General features: G+C 67.7%; 16 protein-coding genes and 6 pseudogenes. 11 read left to right on the top strand and 11 right to left on the bottom strand.

Annotated elements, in window-relative coordinates:
* A pseudogene (locus ACZ60B_RS40420) lies at window positions 1–255 on the top strand (IS630 family transposase); the annotation flags it as partial.
* Here ACZ60B_RS40420 and ACZ60B_RS40415 read toward each other — a convergent pair.
* Both ACZ60B_RS40415 and ACZ60B_RS40410 read right to left on the bottom strand, forming a co-directional pair.
* A complete protein-coding gene (locus tag ACZ60B_RS40415; protein ID WP_469396466.1) occupies window positions 244–981 on the bottom strand; it encodes a hypothetical protein in 738 nt (245 codons plus the stop codon). The pseudogene ACZ60B_RS40420 and the gene ACZ60B_RS40415 overlap by 12 nt on opposite strands.
* A pseudogene (locus ACZ60B_RS40410) lies at window positions 978–1184 on the bottom strand (hypothetical protein); the annotation flags it as partial. The pseudogene ACZ60B_RS40410 and the gene ACZ60B_RS40415, both read right to left, overlap by 4 nt.
* An 8-nt stretch (window positions 1185–1192) precedes the next feature.
* On the opposite strand from ACZ60B_RS40410, the pseudogene ACZ60B_RS40405 reads away from it, so the two are divergent.
* The 6 genes and pseudogenes from ACZ60B_RS40405 to ACZ60B_RS40380 all read left to right on the top strand — a co-directional run.
* Window positions 1193–1336 (top strand): annotated as a pseudogene (locus ACZ60B_RS40405) (IS5 family transposase); the annotation flags it as partial.
* Between the two features lie 354 nt (window positions 1337–1690).
* Window positions 1691–2842, top strand: coding sequence for an ATP-binding protein (locus tag ACZ60B_RS40400; RefSeq protein ID WP_469396464.1), 1152 nt, complete (start codon window positions 1691–1693; stop codon window positions 2840–2842).
* A 238-nt stretch (window positions 2843–3080) separates the two neighbouring features.
* Window positions 3081–4022: an RNA-binding protein gene (locus ACZ60B_RS40395; RefSeq protein ID WP_469396461.1), complete on the top strand. Its 942-nt coding sequence runs from the start codon at window positions 3081–3083 to the stop codon at window positions 4020–4022.
* Window positions 4023–4216: 194 nt separating this feature from the next.
* Complete coding sequence (locus tag ACZ60B_RS40390; protein ID WP_469396470.1) at window positions 4217–4477, top strand: DUF4240 domain-containing protein; 261 nt, start codon at window positions 4217–4219, stop codon at window positions 4475–4477.
* A pseudogene (locus ACZ60B_RS40385) lies at window positions 4449–5263 on the top strand (IS5 family transposase). The gene ACZ60B_RS40390 and the pseudogene ACZ60B_RS40385 overlap by 29 nt, the downstream one beginning before the upstream one ends.
* A 51-nt stretch (window positions 5264–5314) precedes the next feature.
* Window positions 5315–5719: an Imm1 family immunity protein gene (locus ACZ60B_RS40380; RefSeq protein WP_469396458.1), complete on the top strand. Its 405-nt coding sequence runs from the start codon at window positions 5315–5317 to the stop codon at window positions 5717–5719.
* Between the two features lie 75 nt (window positions 5720–5794).
* Here the strand turns inward: ACZ60B_RS40380 and ACZ60B_RS40375 are convergent.
* Window positions 5795–5980 (bottom strand): annotated as a pseudogene (locus tag ACZ60B_RS40375) (transposase); the annotation flags it as partial.
* Window positions 5981–6394: 414 nt separating this feature from the next.
* A pseudogene (locus ACZ60B_RS40370) lies at window positions 6395–7522 on the bottom strand (molybdopterin-dependent oxidoreductase); the annotation flags it as partial.
* A 196-nt stretch (window positions 7523–7718) separates the two neighbouring features.
* Between ACZ60B_RS40370 and ACZ60B_RS40365 the strand changes: the two are divergent.
* Entirely contained in the window at window positions 7719–9074 is a 1356-nt protein-coding gene (locus ACZ60B_RS40365) for a hypothetical protein (RefSeq protein WP_469396454.1), read from the top strand.
* A gap of 905 nt (window positions 9075–9979) precedes the next feature.
* On the opposite strand, the gene ACZ60B_RS40360 is transcribed toward ACZ60B_RS40365, so the two are convergent.
* From ACZ60B_RS40360 to urtA, 7 genes are all read right to left on the bottom strand, one after another.
* On the bottom strand, window positions 9980–10207 hold the full coding sequence (locus ACZ60B_RS40360) for an RHS repeat-associated core domain-containing protein (protein WP_469396468.1): 228 nt from the start codon (window positions 10205–10207) through the stop codon (window positions 9980–9982).
* 203 nt (window positions 10208–10410) lie between these two features.
* Window positions 10411–11253, bottom strand: coding sequence for an RNA polymerase sigma factor SigF (locus tag ACZ60B_RS40355; protein ID WP_469396450.1), 843 nt, complete (start codon window positions 11251–11253; stop codon window positions 10411–10413).
* Window positions 11254–11520: 267 nt separating this feature from the next.
* Window positions 11521–12213 (bottom strand): urea ABC transporter ATP-binding subunit UrtE, encoded by a 693-nt coding sequence (urtE, locus tag ACZ60B_RS40350; RefSeq protein ID WP_469396446.1) that lies wholly within the window; start codon window positions 12211–12213, stop codon window positions 11521–11523.
* A gap of 5 nt (window positions 12214–12218) precedes the next feature.
* Complete coding sequence (gene urtD / locus ACZ60B_RS40345) at window positions 12219–13001, bottom strand: urea ABC transporter ATP-binding protein UrtD (protein WP_469396444.1); 783 nt, start codon at window positions 12999–13001, stop codon at window positions 12219–12221.
* Window positions 12998–14119 carry an urea ABC transporter permease subunit UrtC gene (gene urtC, locus ACZ60B_RS40340; RefSeq protein WP_469396442.1) on the bottom strand — a complete coding sequence of 374 codons (1122 nt, stop codon included), beginning with the start codon at window positions 14117–14119 and terminating at the stop codon, window positions 12998–13000. Before urtC ends, urtD begins: the two co-directional genes overlap by 4 nt.
* Complete coding sequence (gene urtB / locus ACZ60B_RS40335) at window positions 14116–15003, bottom strand: urea ABC transporter permease subunit UrtB (protein WP_469396440.1); 888 nt, start codon at window positions 15001–15003, stop codon at window positions 14116–14118. Before urtB ends, urtC begins: the two co-directional genes overlap by 4 nt.
* A 102-nt stretch (window positions 15004–15105) precedes the next feature.
* Complete coding sequence (gene urtA, locus ACZ60B_RS40330; protein ID WP_469396437.1) at window positions 15106–16359, bottom strand: urea ABC transporter substrate-binding protein; 1254 nt, start codon at window positions 16357–16359, stop codon at window positions 15106–15108.
* Between the two features lie 397 nt (window positions 16360–16756).
* On the opposite strand from urtA, the gene ACZ60B_RS40325 reads away from it, so the two are divergent.
* The 3 genes from ACZ60B_RS40325 to tnpB all read left to right on the top strand — a co-directional run.
* Window positions 16757–17239 carry a MarR family winged helix-turn-helix transcriptional regulator gene (locus ACZ60B_RS40325; protein ID WP_469396433.1) on the top strand — a complete coding sequence of 161 codons (483 nt, stop codon included), beginning with the start codon at window positions 16757–16759 and terminating at the stop codon, window positions 17237–17239.
* Between the two features lie 156 nt (window positions 17240–17395).
* On the top strand, window positions 17396–17971 hold the full coding sequence (locus ACZ60B_RS40320) for an IS607 family transposase (RefSeq protein ID WP_469396431.1): 576 nt from the start codon (window positions 17396–17398) through the stop codon (window positions 17969–17971).
* Window positions 17968–19004 (top strand): IS607 family element RNA-guided endonuclease TnpB (gene tnpB / locus ACZ60B_RS40315; protein ID WP_469396429.1); only part of this gene is annotated, 1037 nt, incomplete at its 3' end. The genes ACZ60B_RS40320 and tnpB, both read left to right, overlap by 4 nt.

The following is a 19004-nucleotide window of genomic DNA, read 5'->3' as shown; positions in this document are numbered from 1 at the left end:
CCGCGTTTCCATCTGCACTTCACACCGACGAGCTCGTCCTGGCTCAACCTGGTCGAGCGGTGGTTCGCCGAACTGACCCAGAAGAAGCTCAAGCGCGGCGTCCACCGCTCCGTCCAAGCCCTCGAACGCGACATCCGAGCCTGGCTGGCCGACTGGAACGAGCACCCCCGGCCCTTCGCATGGACCAAGACCGCCGACGAGATCCTCGACAAAGTCGCAGCCTACTGCCGACGAATCTCTGACTCAGATCACTAGGGCTTCATCCCAGATGTCGCCGCCGTCGGCCCAGGTCCACAACCATTTTCGTAGTGAGGCGGTCGCATGGCGAAGGCCGTCGTGAGGGCTTTCTCCGAAGGTGTAGCCGTCGGCGTCGTAGAGAAGCACTGGGTTGTCGACTGCGCTCAATGAGACATGCCATTCCATCGTGCAGCCGCCGTAGGTGAGGAAGAGCCACGATGGCGGCATGCCCTCTGACAGGTTGCGTTCGTGGAGGCCGGCCGCGCACGGCCAGTCGCGCAAGTGCCCTGGAGCCCTGTTGCCGTCGGTCAGGGAGGCCAGCCCGCTATCGGGGCCGAATCCTCCGTTGGCCACCTCGGTGTAGAGGCGCCGAAGCAGTTCGGGAAGCCGGCGTCCGATCCTCCGTTCTGCCTGCTCGACCTCTGGCAGGGAGATCGGAGGGAACAGCAGCCCGCGAGGAGCGTCGGCGTAGTAGGCGGTCAACTCCTCGGTCCCGGCCTTGAGCTGAACCGTCCCGTCACTGCCATACGAAGCGATGTCGTCTCGTATCCGCTCCAAGCGGGGCTTGCCATAACGCTCGACGATCCACGCGACAGGGACGTCCGCGCGGTCGAATCGCAGGCCCGGATCCCATGCGCGAGCCTGCAGAGCTTTGACCAACGCGTCGTCGTCCGCTTCTTGCCCGGCTTCCGGGCCGGGCTCATGGCGGGGTGGCGAAGGTACGCCGTGAGGAGAAGAGGTCACGCGTCAGGAGCCTGCTGCTGCCCTTCGACTGCCTCCAGAAGCCGTCGGAGACAGATGATTCCGCAGGCGAGTTCGAGCAGGCCTTGATGAAGGTCGGCGCGTCGCTCGTAGCGGGTGCGGAGTCCTTTGAACTGGTGGATCCAGGCGGTCGGGGCCGCGCGGTGAGGTGCTCGCCGTGGGGTGATCCCTGTTCCGCGCGGCCGACCCAACCTCGTGCCTTACCGCCCACCGGCGCCTCGCTCGGGACTACGAGACCACCCCGGCCCACTCCGAGACGATGATCTGCTGGGCCATGATCGGCGTCATGGTCCGCCCGCTCACGCGAGGCCGACCCGCCACACGGCCAGACTCATGACCCCTCTCACGCGCCGACCATGAGATCTCAAGCACGGTCTGATCAGTCAAACCGTCCGACTGCACAGCCATCTGGGCGCAAAGCCGAACGGCTCACTCAGCATCCACGGCCGCGCCGGGCCGAGGTGAAATTTTCTTGAAACTCGTGGCTTCGTGGCCGCCCGGAACAGTGCCGCAGACGGTCCTCGGGGGGCCGCGGCGGCCTTACGGTGTCAGTGCGCACTCCTCCCGGCCGACCGCTCCTGATCACCCTTCAGAAGCCTGTCCGTGGCCTCGCCATATCGGCTCTGACCTGGTGATTTCTTGGAAATCCCCTAGGTTGGGAGAGCTCTGTCGGACACCCTCGGGGGGCATCATGAGCGAGGAATTCAATCTGTACGACGCCAGCATGATCGTGGTTGTGGAGGGCCTGGAGGCCGTTCGGAAGCGGCCCGGAATGTACATCGGATCGGTCGGCGAACGCGGCCTTCACCACCTGGTACTTGAGGCCGCCGAGCGGGCGCTGAACGAGATCCTCGGCGGCACCGCCAGCCGTGTCGAGATCACCCTCACCGCCGACGGCGGCGTCCGCGTCACCGACGACGGCACGGGTCTTGCGGTCGGGCACGCCGGCCACGGCGACGGCCCTCCGCTGGAGACCCGGTTGACCAAGCTCTGGTGCGGGGCACCATCCGCCGACCGGCGCTTGCTGTTCGGCAGCTACTTCGGCGTGGGACTGGCCGTCGTCAACGCCTTGTCGAGCCGCCTGATGGCAGAGGTACGGCGCGACGGTACCCGCTGGGTACTGGAGTACGTGCAAGGTGTGCCTGTCGGGGGGCCCACCCGCACCGGGCCGGCCGACGGCAGCGGGACCATGATCACCTTCTGGCCTGACGCTGAGATCTTCGAGACGCTGGAGTTCTCGTTCGACACACTGGCTGAGCGCTTCAGAGAAGTGGCTTTCCTGAACCGCGAGTTGGACATCACCTTGACCGATGACCGCGACCCCGCGGCGCCCCGGGCCCTTCACTTCCGCTTCCCGGGCGGCCCGGCGGACTACATCGCGGAACAGAGTGCCCAGCCCCACCCGGACGTGATCGACTTCGAGCGCGAGTACTCCGAGATGGAGGGAACCGTGGAGGTGGCCCTCTGCTGGTGCGACTGCCACGACGAACGGATCGCGAGCTACGCCAACAGCCTGCCGACCACCGGCGGTGGCATGCACGAAATCGGCTTCCGGGACGGCCTGGCGGCCGCGCTCACCGCCTATGCTCGGGAGCAGCAGCTGCTCAGCCCGTCCGACCCCGAGTTCACCCCCACCCAGCTCGGCGCGGGCCTGACGGCGGTCGTGTCGGTGAAGCTTGATCGGCCCGAGTTTGAGGGGGCCACCCGCAACCGACTGGGAAACGGGCCCGTCCGCGCCTGCGTCACCGAGGCCGTCCGAGAGCACCTGACCACCTGGCTCCGCGCCAACCCGGCACAGGCGACGGCCGTCCTCGCCCGGATCCAGACGGCCGCCCGCCACTGACAGCAGCACACCGAAGACACCGAAGCCCAGGCCGGGGTGGGCCCCGGCCTGGGCTTCGGGGGCGCAGGCGGTCGCAACTACCTCACCAGCCACAGGACATGGCAGATCTCGAACGCGGTCTGAACAATACATCTGGCGGATAAGCACTGAAACTGTCGGGCTGCGCAGCGGAATCAGGAACTGCGAGTTCGGCCCGGGACCTACGCTGGGGCTACCTTCCACCCTGTCCAGGAGTAGCGTGCCGCCTGCCTTCGTTCACCGGATCACAAAGTACGACCCCGCCGACCGTGACGAACACGGCAGCTACCGGGGCGCGGAGGAGGTGGTCAGCGACCACGGGCCGGTCGAGGCCGCGTATCTGGAGGCGATCTCCGCGTTCGCGGAAGCTGCAGGCATTGACCGGCTGGAGATCCGTGAACCCTCCGTCGCCGGGCTCGTCCACCTCGGTGCCCAGCCGGTGGTCGAGGGGCACGGTCTCGGCGGGCTCTTCCCGGCTGACCTCGCCGGTTACCACGATGGGGCCGAGGTCTCCCTGGCGGTGGCCCTTGAGCTGATCCGCGTCATGCTCCGTGAGCAGGGCGCCTGGTGCCGGCTGGAGGCGGGAGACGTTTTCGCCGTGCATGTCGGGTGGGACCAGTACGTGTACGTGGGCAGCGACCAGCCCTGTACAGACGCCGTGGCCCGTACGCGGGAACTCGGCCTCTTCGCGGAACCACTGGCGGCTTCCCCCTACGCCGCGGAACCAGAGGTGACGCAGGCCGCCGACGAAGGCTTCTGGGCGTTGGTGCGCACCGAGCTGGCAGCGCGACAAGGCCTGCTCCTGGAAGAGACCCCCATCGTCCACGCCACACGCTGGCACCGTCTCACCACGGAAAACCTCCACGCGGTGCGCGCCAGTCTCGGCCCGCGCGCCCTGCTGACCGTCTGGCCCGACCTGCTACCCGACGTCGGCGCGGTCCTGACCGCACTGCCGTCCGAGTGGCACATCGAGTTCGTCTGGGAGACGAAGGACGGAACGATCAGAAACGCGGTCGTCGATGAGACCGAGTACGAGGAACTCGCTGCCCTGGTGACCGACGCACGGGCGGCCCGTGCCCTGCCCCTCTACGCCGACGAACGCAGTCCACTGCTCCAAGCCGTTCTACCCGACAGCGACGGCGTGCTGCGCGCACGATGGTGATCCGATACTTGAAAGCCGGCCCGACGAAACCCGCACGTCAGCATGCTGACCGCCAACCGCGCCGCTCCTCCCGCCAAGCGGAGCGCTCATCCGCCACATGAAACGCTCAGTCACACACTCAGCCTCCCCGGCTGCACTTGGACGAGGTGACACATAAAGCGTTCACGTGGGATCTGTGAGCAGCTGCGGACCGGATCTTCGGTGGCTGGTGTTCGGATGACGGGTTCTGCTGCTTCGGCCTGTGGATGGTGGGACTCGACCCGGAAGCCTCCACTCAGGCGGTGGCTGATCCGGACACCCTGGCCGCCACCCCAAAGATCCAGGCCCTGGTGGGCCGTCCGCGGGAAGTATGGAACGACGACTGGCCCGGGCGGGAGTCGCTCGACTACGACAATGTCTTGATTGGCGTTGAGTCGTTGCTCCGGCATGGGGATAGTGGAACGACTCGTGCCTGATGAGTTGTGGGAGATCTTCCTGAACGTGGCGCCGAAGCTACCAACTCGTGTGCAGGGTGGAGGCCGTCGTCAATGCGATGACCGCGCGGTGCTGGCTGCGATCATCTTCGTAGCCACCTCAGGATGCACCTGGCGACAACTATCTCCGGTCTTCGGCGCCTCCTGGCAGACGGTCCATCGCCGCTTCACGTACTGGTCGAAGGATCGGGTGTGGGCCAAACTGCATCGCGTCATGCTGGATCAGCTCGGCGCGAGCGGAGAGCTGGACTGGTCGCGGTGCGTGATCGACTCGGCGAGCGTGCGCGCGGTCAAAGGGGGCTTTTGACCGGACCGAATACGACTGATCGCGGCAAGCTGGGATCGAAGATTCACGTCATCTGCGACCGCAACGACCTACCCCTGTCCGTGGGCATCTCCGGTACCAATCTCCACGACAGCCAGGCTCTGATCCCGCTCATGCGCGGCACCCTGCCGATCCGCTCCCGATACGGTCCGCGCCGCCGAAGCCCGGCCAAACTGCACGCAGACAAGGGCTACGACTTCGACCACCTGTGCAACTGGCTACGGCGATGACAGATAGTGCTTCGCATTGCCCGCCGCGGCGTCGAGTCGTCGGCTCGTTTGGGACGGCATCGCTGGGTGGCTGAGCGCACGATGTCGTGGCTGAACGGCTGCCGTCGACTGCATCATCGCTACGAGCGGAAGGCTGAACACTTCCTCGCCTTCGTTGGATTGGCCAGTGCCCTCATCTGCTACCGCCGGTGTGCACAAGGCGGGCATCCGTGAAGACGGCAGGGAGAAAGGCCAGGTAGCGTGACGGAAACGGGAGGAGCAGGAGTGAGCGTGGTGTGGGCGGCGACGGCACTGGAGACCGGATGGTTCTCAGGACTCGAACGGCACTCGACCGTCCAGGAACTGATGGCTTACATCAAGGCCCTCAATACTGGCCTCGGCCAGGGTTACCTTGAGATCCGGCGGCCAGACGGTAATCTCCCCTACTTGGCTCTGGGCTTCAAAGCAGATCATGCTGTCCTCCACCTCTTCGACAACCATGGCGGGGTGTCTCTTCATGTAGGCGATGATTCCGCGGCACCGAGCGCCGAGGTCGAAGTGGTGATCATGGACGAACTGCACGCGTTCACCGCAGACGTCGCGCTGACCATCGATCACGCCCGGGACATCGTTCTCGACTTCATCCATACAGGGGAATCTGGCGCGCTGAGCAATTGGTACCAGTTGTAGTGGCTTTTTCCGTGAGAACGGGTTCTGGTAAGACTTCCGGGCTCTGTCTCTGATTTGGGGGTGTCAGTCGGTTGATCAAGGTGGCAGGAGGATGCGGCGTCGTAGGAGGTCGAAGTTGGCCCGGCCGTACATCTGTCGCTTCAGCAGTTTGATTCTGGTGACGTTGCCCTCGACTGCTCCTGAGGTGAAGGTGGTGGTCAGGGCAGCGAGTACTGCTGCACGGTCGCGGCGTATGCCGGCGGCCATAGTGCGGAGTTCTCGTTGTCCGTCGAGGCACTTGCGCTCGGTATCGGTGAGGTGTTCGGGCCGGTGCATGATCCAGTCGGTGACCCGGCGGACGGTCAGATGGGGCAGCGGAACATCCGACGGGATTGCCCCGGTGCGGTAGGGCCGCAGGTGGCGGCGGACGGTGTTGATGCCGCCGCGGTAGCCCAGCTGCTGGATCTCCCGGGTGAGGGCTGCGGCGTTGGTGCAGCCCTCCATCCAGCGGTGATGCAGATAAAAACGGTAGTCGTCGATCATGCTTGGGCGGTGGGTTGCCGCGACGAGGAGCTGCCCGACATCGGCGGCCCGTGCGAAGCGCAGGACGGTGCCGCGGCTGAGGCGTAGTTCACGGGCGATGGCGCGCAGGCTGTCGCCGCGTTCGATGCGTTCGTGGATCTCCTGGTGGCGTTGCGCCTCCAGTCGGCCGACCCACTTGGTCTGCAGCGCCCCCGGCCGGTTCGGGGCGATCAGACGTACCGGGTATCCGTGGTCCGGGGTGAGTTCCTCACCGTTCAGGCGGAGTGCGAGCAGCGTCAGCGGGTCACGGGCGTGCTCATGGCCCATCTCGGAGACCCGGTAGCCGCCGCGGGTCTGCAGCGACACCACCCGTACGCGAGCGTCTGCGGGGGCACCTGCCCGTTCCAGCAGGTCCATGACCCGTACGCCCGTCCAGTGAGCCGACTTGCTCCAGCCCTCCACGCAGGCGATGGGGAGCTCGGCCTCGTGCTGCGGCAGGGCTCGCAGCTCGTCGAGGGTCAGTACGTAGGGACGCGGTCCGCCGACTGTCAGGCGGTAGCGCTCGTCGTGACTCAGGCCCACTCCGGCCGCGGCGGCCGTCCGGTTGATCGGCAGGCCCTGCGGGCCGTGGTCCGGATGGCGCGGTGCGAGCAGGATGAGGTCCTTCAGCGGGGTGAAGGACTGACCGACCGTGGTCAGGGTGACGGCACCGGCCGCGGCCGCCACAGCGGCGAGCAGCGAGCGCCGGTCGGCGCCTTCCTCGACCGGCAGCGCGAGCGTGCCCGGAGACCGTCGGCTCCAGTGATCCCGGATCTCCGGTGCCTTGACCGCGATGTGCAGCACCAGTGATCCGGCGAGCAGCCAGGCGACGGCATAGTGCACCGGGACGAAGGAGAACGGCCACGGGTACCACTGCGCGGTGTTGAGCAGGCCGGTGGCCACCTCGAAGACGGCTGCCGCCACCAGCAGGGCCACCGACAGCCGTTCCAGCCCATGGCGCACCGAGCGAACGGGCGGCCACTTGAACAGCCGCGGATAGACCGTCCACAACTTGGCCGACAGCAGCGGAACGGCTGCGATACCGGATGCCACGTGCAGCCCCTGGGCCAAGCGGTAACCCCAAACGGGTCGGCTCGGCAGGTCGTCGGCCAGCCACGCCGGGGGATGCTGCATGAAATGACTGATCAGCCCGGTGACGAAGCACACCGCGAAGGCGAGCCCCAACCACCGCCCGATCGAGGTCGCCGTGCGGGCGTCGTGCAGCCTGCCTTTGAACACGGGCGGAAAGAAGCGCGATCTCATGGCGTCCATCCCACCGATGGGCAGCCCTACATGGAACGCCTTGACTCCTTACGGAACGCGGACGTCTTGTCGACGGTGCCCGCGCCACCCCGCTCGCAGAAGCGCAGTCGGACGCACTCACCGAATTGCTTACGATCCGCTGACGCCCGCACCGCCGACCACAGCGTCACCCTTTCCAGCGATCTAGCGTTCCTGTGTGAAACGCATCCTCTCCCGCGACCTGTATGCCCCCGCGGCCGCCGCCCTGCTCGTCCTGACGGCGGTACTCATCGGCCGCCACATCGAGCACACCACCCACACGCTGCGCGTCAACTGGCCGCCACTGCTCGGCTCCTGGGGCCCGCACACAGGCCCGGGGACCCCAGCGGCCGTACTGGTGGCAGCGGCCACAGTGGCGTACGGACCCTCTGTGGCAGCCCGCCTGCCCTGGCGTGCCTTGCCCTTGACCGCCTGGGCGGCCTCCATGGCCTGGATCTGGTCACTGGCGCTGATCGACGGCTGGCACACCGGCATTGCCGTACGCCTCACCACCCGCCACGAGTACCTACAGGTCATCGAGCGCTTCCACGACATCCCGGCGACAGTGCGGGACTTCACGCACCACATTCTGCTCCACTCCTCCGGCAACTGGCCCGCGCACGTAGCGGGACATCCGCCCGCCGCGACGCTGACCTTCGTCCTCCTGGACCGGATCGGGCTGCGCGGCGGCGGCTGGGCCGGGGCCTGGTGCATCACCACCGGCGCCACGGCGGGCGTGGCGGTCCTGATCGCGATCCGGGCACTGACCAGCGAGGAGCTGGCAAGGCGGGCGACTCCGTTCCTGGTACTGGCACCGGCCGCGGTGTGGATGGGCACTTCGGCCGACGCGTACTTCGCAGCCGTCGTCGCGTGGGCCGTCGCCCTACTGTCCCTGGCCGTCACCGGCGGATCGGCCTGGTGGGCGGCCGCTTCCGGGCTGCTGTTCGGCCTCTCCTGCTACCTCTCCTACGGTCTGACCCTCTTCGCCCTCATAGCCGCGACGGTACTGCTGCTCGGCCGTCACCGGGTACGGGAGCGACCCCTCCTGCTGGTGCCGCTCTGTGCCGGACTGGCCGTCTTCCCCGCTGTGTTCACCGCTGCCGGCTTCAACTGGTTGGATGCTTACCACTTGCTGGTCACGCGCTACTACCAGGGGGCGGGCGGCGTCAGACCGTACAGCTACTGGGTGTGGGCGAACCTTGCCTGTACCGTTCTCATCACCGGTCTCCCCGTGGCGGCGGGCCTGGTACGCGCAGGCGGCGTACTGACCCGGCAACGCGGCAACGCCCTCACCCGGCCGGGCACCTTCCCCGCCCCCCAAACACGCCTCGCCCTCGTGGTGGCCTCCGCCCTGCTGTCGCTGCTGATCGCCGACCTGTCCGGTATGAGCAAGGCGGAGACCGAACGCATCTGGCTGCCGTTCGCGATGTGGCTGCTGCCCGCCTGCGCGCTCCTTCCCCGTCCCCGCGCCTGGCTCGCCGGCCAGGCCGTACTGGCCCTCGTGATCAACCACCTGCTGCGCACCGGCTGGTGACCCTCGGACTGACCTGACGAACCCGGGGCCGTCCATGGGTGGCGGATACCGCGACGAGCCCGCGGATCAGGGACTTCGACCAGGTACCTCCGCAGGTCAGTGACCATTTCAGGTGTGACGGGGCTGGAGGGGTCACCCAGTCGTTGCAGGCATGACGGCATGCGGGAAGACGGGCGCGCAGGCATGGAATCGCTCGGTACTCATACTGACTCGACACCCACATGATCATCGGCAGCCATGCCTGTACTGCGTCCAGGGTCGCTGTCGGCAGAAGCCGACGAGGCGACATATCCAGTGCACAGCAGGCGAACCGCCCACCTCAAGACTTCTCAAAGACCCCGGGGTCAGGCCACACCGACCGCGATCGCGCTACGACGTCACGGCACTTCACCTGTTCCTCTTGCTGAAGAAGAATACAGCGACTCCTGCCAGCACGATAAATCCGACGGTGAACAAGAGCGCCGATTGTCCATCTCGCAGCAACGGCGGGGCAGAAAAAGACCACATCAACCCTGCCCCTTCTTTTTGCTGATCAGACTCACCGGCAAGGAAAGAGCTCCACCTGCGATGAGCAGCCATCCGAATGCGTCCGCCGGGCCCCCGGAGGGGGTTGCCAGGAGAAGTGCACCGCAGACGAGGGCTAATATGCCGAAGAGTTGGATCTGGCGCCCTCTTCCCGGTCGGATCATCTCATTCTCCCTGTTCGAAACCATGGGTGCCGGAGCAGGACAACGCCTGCTTCGGCAATCACGATTGGTCCGTTCGTCAGCTCTTGCACGTGGCACCGATGCAAGTGGCTGCGGTCGCGCCGATGGTCATGCAGTATGGGAGCGCCGGGACAGCACCGAGTCCGGTGAACGCTGCGGCTCCAACTTCGCCGAGCCCCGTGACACCAATGTCCGCGGTCATGGCTGCGGTCGCTTTTTCAGTCGCGCCCGTTCCGCCAGTGAATCCCTCGTAGAGGATGGTCGCGACGCCGAGTCCGTCCCGATGCTTCCCAGGCTGAGCAATCCGTTGAGGTCGATGCGGTTGACGGGGTCGCCTTCGGTGTACAGGTACGGGTTCCGTTCCTGGCCCGAGGGGTCGAACCGGGTGAAGCGGCCTATGTCGGCTTCGTAGTAGCGGGCCCGCAGGTCGTAGAGGCCGGTGGGCTCCTGGTAGTTGCCGGCGAAGCGTTAGGGCCGGGCGACCGGTTCGGCGGACCGGGCCAGGATGCGCACGCCGCGAGGGTTGTAGGTGTAGGTGTCCACCTTGTCGTCGTCCTTGTCCGCCTGTCCGCCAGTCCGCCGGCGAGACGGCAGAGGGTGGTGGCCGTGTAGGTGTTGGAGGGTCAGTCCTACTGGGTGGTGAGCATGCCTGCGCGGAGTTTGGTGAGGATGCGGCCCAGGAGGCGGGAGACGTGCATCTGGGAGACGCCCAGGTGTTCGCCGATCTGTGCCTGGGTGAGCTCGTCGACGAACCGCATGTGGATGATGCGGCGTTCGCGCTCGTCGAGCGAGGCGACCAGAGGGGCCAGTGCGTGGAAGTCCTCGACGAGGCCGAGCGCGTTGTCGTCGCTGCCGATGAAGTCGGCCAGTGCCGCCTCGCCCTCGTCACCGGAGCTGATGGCGGCGTCCAGCGAGGCCGAGCTATAGCCGTTGGAGGCCAGCCGTGCCTCGTTGACCTCCTCCTCGCTCAGGGACATCAGCTCGGAGAGTTCCTTCACGGTGGGCGTGCGGCCGAGCCGGCTGCGCAGTTCCTCGGTGGCCTTGGCGAGCTGGACGCGGGCTTCCTGCAGACGGCGCGGGACGTGGACCGCCCAGGAGGTGTCGCGGAAGAAGCGCTTGATCTCGCCGGTGATGTAGGGGACGGCGAAGGAGGTGAACTCGACCTCGCGGGACAGCTCGAAACGGTCGATGGCCTTGATGAGCCCGATCGTGCCGACCTGGACGATGTCCTCCATCTCGTCCGCGCCGCGGCTGCGGAAACGGGACGCTGCGTAGCGGACGAGGGAGATGTTCATCTCGACGAGGGTGTTACGCGCGTACTGGTACGCGGGCGTGCCCTCCTCCAGGACGGCGAGCCGGTCCAAAAAGAGCCGGCTCAACTGGCGGGCGTCCTTGGGGGAAACCCGCGCCGGATCAGCGATCTCCGGCAGGGCGTCCGTCGCCGTCTCGCTCTTCTCGGTCACCATCGTCATGTCGGGCCCCTCCTGTGGCATGCGTCGTAGCCTCGCATCCTGCCCCAGCCTGGCAAGGCGCAGCACGCCGCGTTTACCCCGGCCGGATGGTTGTATGCCACCCAGTGGGGACGGTCACACCGAGAACCGCGCAGATGGTCTCCCGTTCCCCTCGCAGCAGGTTCCCCGCCAGAGCTTCGTGACAGCCCAAGCGGCGTCTGTCTGGGGTGATGTGGGGGCGTCCGATCTCGCGTCACTCGGTCGAGGGCACGCGTCAGCAGCCGGATCTCACACGCTGAGTGCCGCTCGTACGGCCTGTTCCGCGGCTGTTCCGCCCTCGCCCGAGGACGTCACCCGCCCGGCCTCCAGTACGTAGTACCGCTGGGCGGCGCGCATGGCGAATCCGACGTGCTGTTCGACGAGGAGGACGGAGAGGCCGCCGCGCCGGGTGAGGGCGAGGATCGTCTCCTCGATCTCGGCGACGACCGACGGCTGGATGCCCTCCGTCGGCTCGTCGAGCAGCAGGATCCTGGGGCGCGTGATCAGCGCGCGGGCGATGGCGAGTTGCTGGCGCTGGCCGCCGGAGAGCAGGCCGGCGCGGCGGCCGGACAGCTCGCGCAGGGCCGGGAAGAGGTCCAGCGCCTCGGCGGTCGCCGCTCTGCCGTCGGGGCGGCCGTCGGCGACGAGTTGAAGGTTCTCGGCAGTGGTGAGGTGGGGGAAGGACTGCTGGCCCTGGGGGACGTACGCCATCCTGCGGGCGACCCGTTGGTGCGGGGCGAGGTGGGTGATGTCCTCGCCGTCGAGCCGGACGGTGCCGCTCCTGGGCTTGATCAGTCCCATGGCGGCGCGCAGCAGAGTGCTCTTGCCGGCGCCGTTGTGGCCGAGGACGGTGGCGACACCGTCCTTCGGGACGGTGACCGTGACGCCGTGCAGGACCGTGGTGCGGTCGTAGCCGACCTGGACGGAGCTGATATCCAGCATCTGACTCACGCCTCCTCGGCGAGGGCCACGGGAGTGGCGGGAGCGGGCTCGGGTTCCCTGCTGCGGCCGAGGTAGACCTCCTGGACCTTGGCGTCGGCCTGGACCTCGGCGACGGTGCCCTCGCTCAGGACCTTGCCGGCGTGCAGGACACTGACGCTGCGGGCGAAGGAGCGCATGAAGTCCATGTCGTGCTCGATGACGACGACCGTGCGGTCGGTGCTGATCCGCTGGAGCAGCGCGCCGGTGGCCTCGCGCTCGTCGTGGCTCATGCCGGCGACCGGTTCGTCGAGGAGCAGCAGTCGCACGTCCTGGACGAGCAGCATGCCGATCTCCAGCCACTGCTTCTGCCCGTGGGCGAGAACGCCGGCGGGGCGGTCGCGCAGGTGGGTCAGCCCGGTGGTCTCCAGGGCCTTCGCGACCGGCTCGGGGATGTCTTTTCGGCGCCGGAGCATCGTCCACGGGCCCCGACCGGCGCCCGAGGCGATGTCGAGGTTCTGCAGGACGGTCAGTTCCTCGAAGACCGTGGCCGTCTGGAACGTACGTCCGATCCCCATGCGTGCGATCTTGTGGACCGGCCTGCCCAGCAGGTCGTGGTCGCCGAAGCGTACCGAGCCCGTCGCCTTCACCAGGCCGGTGACGGCGTCGACGAGGGTGGTCTTGCCGGCACCGTTGGGGCCGATGAGGAAGCGCAGGTCGCCGGGGTGGATGTCGAGGTCGACGCCGTCGACGGCCGTGAAGCCGTCGAAGGTCACCCGCAGGTCGCGGACGGACAGTCCCTCGCCGCTCATGCCGTCTCTCCCGTCGTACGAGTAGCGGTAGCGGTACGGCGTCTGCGCAGGACGACGCCCAGGGAGGCCAGACCGCCGGGCAGGAAGCCGACCGCGACCACGAAGAGCAGGCCCTGGAGATACGTCCACGCGGCGGGGAAGGCGTCGGACAGCGTGCTCTGCGCCCAGGCCACCGCGATCGCGCCGAGTACCGCGCCCACCAGCGAGGCCCGGCCGCCGACCGCCGCGCCGATGACGAAGCCGATGGAGGGCACGATTCCGATCAGCGCCGGGGAGATGATCCCGACCGCCGGGACGAAAAGGGCGCCGGCCAGGCCCGCCATGCCGGCCGCGAGGACGTACGCGACGAGCTTGACGTTGGCCGGGTCGTAGCCGAGGAAGCGCACCCGCTCCTCGGAGTCCCTTGCGGCGACGAGGAGTTCGCCGAACCGGCTGACGAACAGCTGGCGGGCGCCGATCGTCAGGAGCAGCAGGACGGTGGCGATGACGAAGTACACCATCCGCTGGTTGACGGGGTCGTCCAGGGAGTAGCCGAAGAAGCCCTGGATGCCGGTGAGGCCGTTGGTGCCGCCGGTGGTGGCCTGCTGGCCGATCAGCCAGATGGACAGGGCGGCGGCCAGTGCCTGGCTGAGGATGGCGAAGTAGGCGCCCTTCACCCGGCGGCGGAAGACGAAGAAGCCGAGCAGCGCGGCGACCGCCATCGGCAGCAGCACCGTCATGGCGAGCGCGAAGGCCGGATCGGCGAACGGCTTCCACCACCAGGGCAGGGAGTCGCCGGTGCCGTACAGCTGCATGAAGTCGGGCAGGGTCTCGCCGGTGGCGGCCGCGTCGGTGAGCTTGAGGTGCATGGCCATGGCGTAGCCGCCGAGGCCGAAGAAGACGCCCTGGCCGAGCACCATGAGCCCGCCACGCCCCCAGGCGAGGCTGACGCCGACCGCGACGATCGCGTAACACAGGTACTTGGCGAGGAGGTTGAGGCGGAAGTCGGAGAGCAGGACGGGTGCGACGCCGAAGAGGAGGACGGCGCCGAGGGCGAACCCGGCGGGGACGCGGAGCCGCGCCGGCAAGGACCGGGACGGTGGCGTCACCACGGCGGAGGGGGAAGTGGTCGTCGTCATGCCAGGCTCCGGGTGCGCAGTGTGTACAGGCCCTGGGGTCGCCACTGCAGGAAGGCGACGATCGCCACGAGCACGATGACCTTGGCGACGCTGACCGTCGTCGAGTATTCGAGGACCGATTGCAGGATGCCGAGCGCGAAGGCGGTGATGACGCTGCCCGTGAGCTGTCCGATGCCGCCCACGACGACGACCAGGAAGGCGTCGACGATGTAGTTGGTGCCCATCGTCGGGCCGATCGGGCCGACCAGGGTGAGGGCGACGCCGGCCACGCCCGCGAGACCCGAGCCGATGAAGAAGGTGATGCGGTCGACCCGTCCGGTGGCGATCCCGGAGACCTCGGCCAGGTCGCGGTTCTGGACGACGGCCCGGATACGGCGGCCCAGTGGCGTGAGTTTGAGGACGAGGGTGAGGGCGAGGACGCTCAGCAGGGCCAGGCCGAGGATGAACAGGCGGTTGTTGGCGAAGGTGATGCCGCCGCCCAGCGCGATGTTGCCGGTGAGGACGTCGGGCGCGGCGGTCTGCACGTTGGGGGCGCCGAAGATGTCGCGGGCGAGCTGCTGGAGCATCAGCGAGACACCCCAAGTCACGAGCAGCGTGTCCAGGGGGCGTGTGTAGAGGCGGCGGATGAGCAGCCATTCCAGCAGGGCGCCCATGGCTCCGGCGACCAGGAAGGCGATCGGCAGGGCGGCGAGCAGCGAGACGCCCGCGCTGCTGATGGACTTCTGCAGCACGTACGTGGTGTAGGCGCCGGTCATGATGAACTCGCCGTGCGCCATGTTGATCACACCCATCTGACCGAAGGTCAGGGTCAGACCGAGGGCGATGAGCAGCAGGACGGCACCGATGCTGATGCCGGTGAGGGACTGGTTGAGGATGACCGTCATGGGGCGGCTCCGGGTCGAGGACGCGGGTACGGGTGTGCGCGTGTGCCGTGGGCGTGGCCCGGCCCTCTGCAGAGGGCCGGGCCTGGTGCCGGGCGGGGCGGCTCAGGAGAGTCCGGAGGCCCAGGAGTAACCCTTGAGGTACGGGTCCGGCTTGACCGGCTTTCCGGAGTTCCACACCTCGGTGATCAGGCCGTCGGAGCCGACCTTGCCGATCCGGGCGGTCTTGTGGACATGCTGGGTGGCGCCGTCCACCGTGACCTTGCCCTCGGGAGCGTCGAGTTCGATGCCGTCGGAGGCGGCCTTCACCTTCGCCACGTCGAAGGACCCGGCCTTCTCCACCATCGCCTTCCACAGGTAGACGGAGATGTAGGCGGCCTCCATCGGGTCGGAGGTCGGCTTGTCCTTGCCGTACGCCGCCTGGTACGCGGCCACGAACTTCGTGTTGGCCGCGCCCGGGGTGGTCTCGTAGTAGTTCCAGGCCGTGAGCTGGCCGTCCAGGTACTGGGTGCCGATGCTCTTGACCTCCTCCTCGGCGATGGAGACCGAGAGCACCGGCAGGCTCTTCGCGGTCAGGCCCGCGGACTTGTACTCCTTGAAGAAGGCCACGTTGGAGTCACCGTTGAGGGTGTTGAACACGGCGTCCGCACCTGCACCCTTGACCTTGTTGACGATGGTGCCGAACTCCGTGGAACCGAGGGGCGCGTAGTCCTCGCCGACGACCTCCATGCCGTTGGCCTTCGCGTACGCCTTGATGATTTTGTTGGCGGTGCGCGGGAAGACGTAGTCGCTGCCGACCAGGTAGAGCTTGGTCAGGCCCCGCTTCTTGAGGTAGTCGAGGGCGGGCACGATCTGCTGGTTGGTGGTGGCGCCGATGTAGAAGATGTACGGCGACTGCTCCAGACCTTCGTACTGCACGGGGTAGAACAGCAGCGACCTGTACCGTTCGAAGACCGGCTTGACGGCCTTTCGGCTGGCCGAGGTCCAACAGCCGAAGGTGGCCACGACCTTGTCGTCCTTGATGAGGGTCTCCGCCTTCTCGGCGAAGGTGGGCCAGTCGGAGGCACCGTCCTGGCTGACCGGCTCCAGCTTCTTGCCCAGCACGCCGCCGGCGGCGTTGATCTCCTTCACCGCGAGCAACAGCGCGTTGTGGACGGTGACTTCACTGATCGCCATGGTGCCCGAGAGCGAGTTCAGCAGACCGACCTTGACGGTGTCGCCGGACGTGTCGGCCTTGGCGCCGGAACCGGTGGACGTGGTGTCGCCTGTCTTGGCGCCGCACGCGCTGAGAGCGGCTGATGCGCCGGCGGCCGAGATACCGGCCAGGAGACCGCGCCTGCTGATGCTGAACCCGGACATGCACAACCTCCTTGCCCCGAAGGGCGATGCGAAGAGAGCGGAAAGACTCTGGGGAGGGAATGAAGGGGTAGGCGCTTCAGAAGTGGCGGGGTCGGCGCACGGGTTCCCCAGCCGTTCCGGGGTGGTGTCCGGGCTGGTCGCTGAAGTGCGACCACAGCCTGCGGGGGAACTGTTTCAATCGCGTTTCGGAGCAATTGAAGAACAGTTTCCAGTGAAAGTAACGCGGTCGGCGAAAGACGAACAACCCGCTGCCGAATACATTTGTCGGGGGCATCACAGCAACGACGATCAATGCTTCCCATGGAAAGGATCAGTTATTCTGATTCCCCCTTTTCAATTGACTGGTGATCGACGGTGGGCTCAGGCACCGGTCGGCGAGCGCGAGTGGAGGAGCACGATGGCGAGACGGCCCGAGGAACTGCTCTACCTGCTCACGCGGGCCGAACGTCTCGCCGTGCGCCGAGTGCAGTTGCTCCTGGACGAGTTCGCGTGCTCCGTGGAGGCGTGGCGGGTGCTCGACCTGCTCTCCGACGGGCAGGGCCACAACATGACCGTCCTCGCCGACCACGCCTTCCTGCCGGCGCCAAGTCTCACCAAACTGATGGACCGGCTCGTCGACCAGAACCTGGTCTACCGTCGCATCGACCCGGCCGACCGGCGCCGCGTCCTGGCCCACCTCACCCCACGCGGCATGCAGCGCTGGCAGTCGATGACGCGTGAAGTGCACGCCGACTGGCGGGACTTGGGGCACCTGCTCGCGAGCGAGGAACTGCGTCACCTCCTCGCACAGCTCGCCGAAGCCCTGGAAGGGCGGCTCACGACCGATCCGGCACGCGTCACAACAGAACTTACAGGGAAGGCAGTTGGGCGGGCACATTGAAGGGCGTCCTTCCGGTGTGGGGGTGGCGGCCCTGGCCTGGAGGAGGAACGGAGGGCGGGAAGGAAACTGGGCAGGGGTGAAAGCTGTTACAGGTTTCCTAGTCACCCGTAGTCACTCGTAGTCACCTCTAATCGCGTATCTCGATCCCTTGGTCTCGTGAAGCTTTCGGAGTGGGCGCGGCAGCAGGGGGTGAGCTACCAGACCGCCTGGCGGTGGGTGAAGGCTGGGAAGATGCCCGTTCCGGTCCGTCAGGCGCCGTCGGGCACGTGGCTGGTCGATGAAGTCACTGCCGAGCCGTCGGGCCGGGTGGTGGCGTACTGCCGTGTGTCCTCGGCCGACCAGAAGCCCGACCTGGAGCGGCAGGCGGCCCGGGTGGTGGCCGGCGCGAACGGGCTTGGCCTGGCCGTCGCCGAGGTCGTGGCCGAGGTGGGGTCGGGGCCGGACGGGCGGCGGCGCAAGCTGCACCGTCTGCTGTCCGACCCACAGACGCAGGTGATCGTGGTGGAGCACCGGGACCGGCTGGCCCGCTACGGCGTCGAGCACCTCGAAGCCGCACTGTCGGCGTCCGGGCGGCGTCTGGTCGTCCTGGACCCCGCCGAGACCACCGACGACCTGGTGCGGGACATGACCGAGGTGCTGACGTCGTTGTGCGCCCGTTTGTACGGGCGTCGGGCGGCGCAGCAGCGTGCGGCCCATGCGGTGGCCGCGGCCACCGGCGAGGCTGCCGGGTGAGGAAGTTCCGGCCGCGGCCCGGGTTCGTGGTGCAGGCGTTCCGGTTCGCTCTGGATCCGAACGCCGGTCAGGAGGCTGCGTTACGGTCGCACTGCGGCGCGGCCAGGGCCGCGTACAACTGGGCTGTCGGCTGGGTTGAAGCGTCGTGGTGGCAGCGCCGCGCGGAGGTGTCCTACGGCATTCCCGAGCAGATCCTGACGGAGTGGCGGCCGTGGTCGCTGCCCGCCCTGCGGAAGGCGTTCAACGCCGCCAAGCACACCGACCCCCGCTTCGCCAGCTGGTGGGAGGACAACTCCAAGGAGGCCTACAGCACCGGTCTGGCCAACGCGTCGGCCGCGTTCGACAACTACGCTAAGTCCAAGAACGGCAGGCGGCGCGGCCGGCGGATGGGTGCGCCCCGGTTCAAGTCGAAGCGCAAGGCGCGCCTTGCCTGCCGCTTCACGACCGGCGTGATTCGTGTGGACACCGACGGCCGGCATGTGACGCTGCCCCGCCTGGGCGCGATCCGCACCCACGAGCCCACCGCGGGGCTCCTGGCCCGGGTGCAGGCCGGGACGGCCCGCACCCTGTCCGCGACCGTCCGGTACGAACGCGGACGCTGGTTCGTCTCCTTCCAGGCCGAGGTCAAGCAGGACATCCGGCGCGTGACGCGCCCCGGCGTGGCGGTCGGGATCGACCTGGGGATCAAGACCCTCGCGGTGATGGCCGACAGCACCGGCGAGATCCGCACCACCGCCAACCCGAGGCATCTGGACACGGCGTTGAAGCAGCTGCGCCGCGCCTCGCGGACGGTGTCCCGCCGCCAGGGCCCGGACCGGCGCACCGGGCAGAAGCCCTCGAAGCGCTGGGAGAAGGCCGACGCCGCCCGCAACAAGGTGCACCACCGGGTGGCGGACCTGCGCGAAGACGCCCTGCACAAGCTCACCACCGCCGTGGCGGCCGAGTACGGCACGGTCGTGGTCGAGGACCTCAACGTCGCCGGGATGCTCCGCAACCGGCGCCTGGCCCGCCGGATCGCCGACGCCGGATTCGG

The organism is Streptomyces sp. NPDC104096 (genome assembly GCF_055584385.1).
Note: the sequence above shows the minus strand (reverse complement) of the source record. Positions and strands in the feature narration are given on the sequence as shown.

Coding starts and splice junctions, on each gene's coding strand:
- ACZ60B_RS40400 (WP_469396464.1), top strand. CDS start 1,691: ATGAGCGAGGAATTCAATCTGTACGACGCCAGCATGATCGTGGTTGTG.
- ACZ60B_RS40355 (WP_469396450.1), bottom strand. CDS start 11,253: ATGACGATGGTGACCGAGAAGAGCGAGACGGCGACGGACGCCCTGCCG.
- urtE (WP_469396446.1), bottom strand. CDS start 12,213: ATGCTGGATATCAGCTCCGTCCAGGTCGGCTACGACCGCACCACGGTC.
- urtD (WP_469396444.1), bottom strand. CDS start 13,001: ATGAGCGGCGAGGGACTGTCCGTCCGCGACCTGCGGGTGACCTTCGAC.
- urtC (WP_469396442.1), bottom strand. CDS start 14,119: ATGACGACGACCACTTCCCCCTCCGCCGTGGTGACGCCACCGTCCCGG.
- urtB (WP_469396440.1), bottom strand. CDS start 15,003: ATGACGGTCATCCTCAACCAGTCCCTCACCGGCATCAGCATCGGTGCC.
- urtA (WP_469396437.1), bottom strand. CDS start 16,359: ATGTCCGGGTTCAGCATCAGCAGGCGCGGTCTCCTGGCCGGTATCTCG.
- ACZ60B_RS40325 (WP_469396433.1), top strand. CDS start 16,757: ATGGCGAGACGGCCCGAGGAACTGCTCTACCTGCTCACGCGGGCCGAA.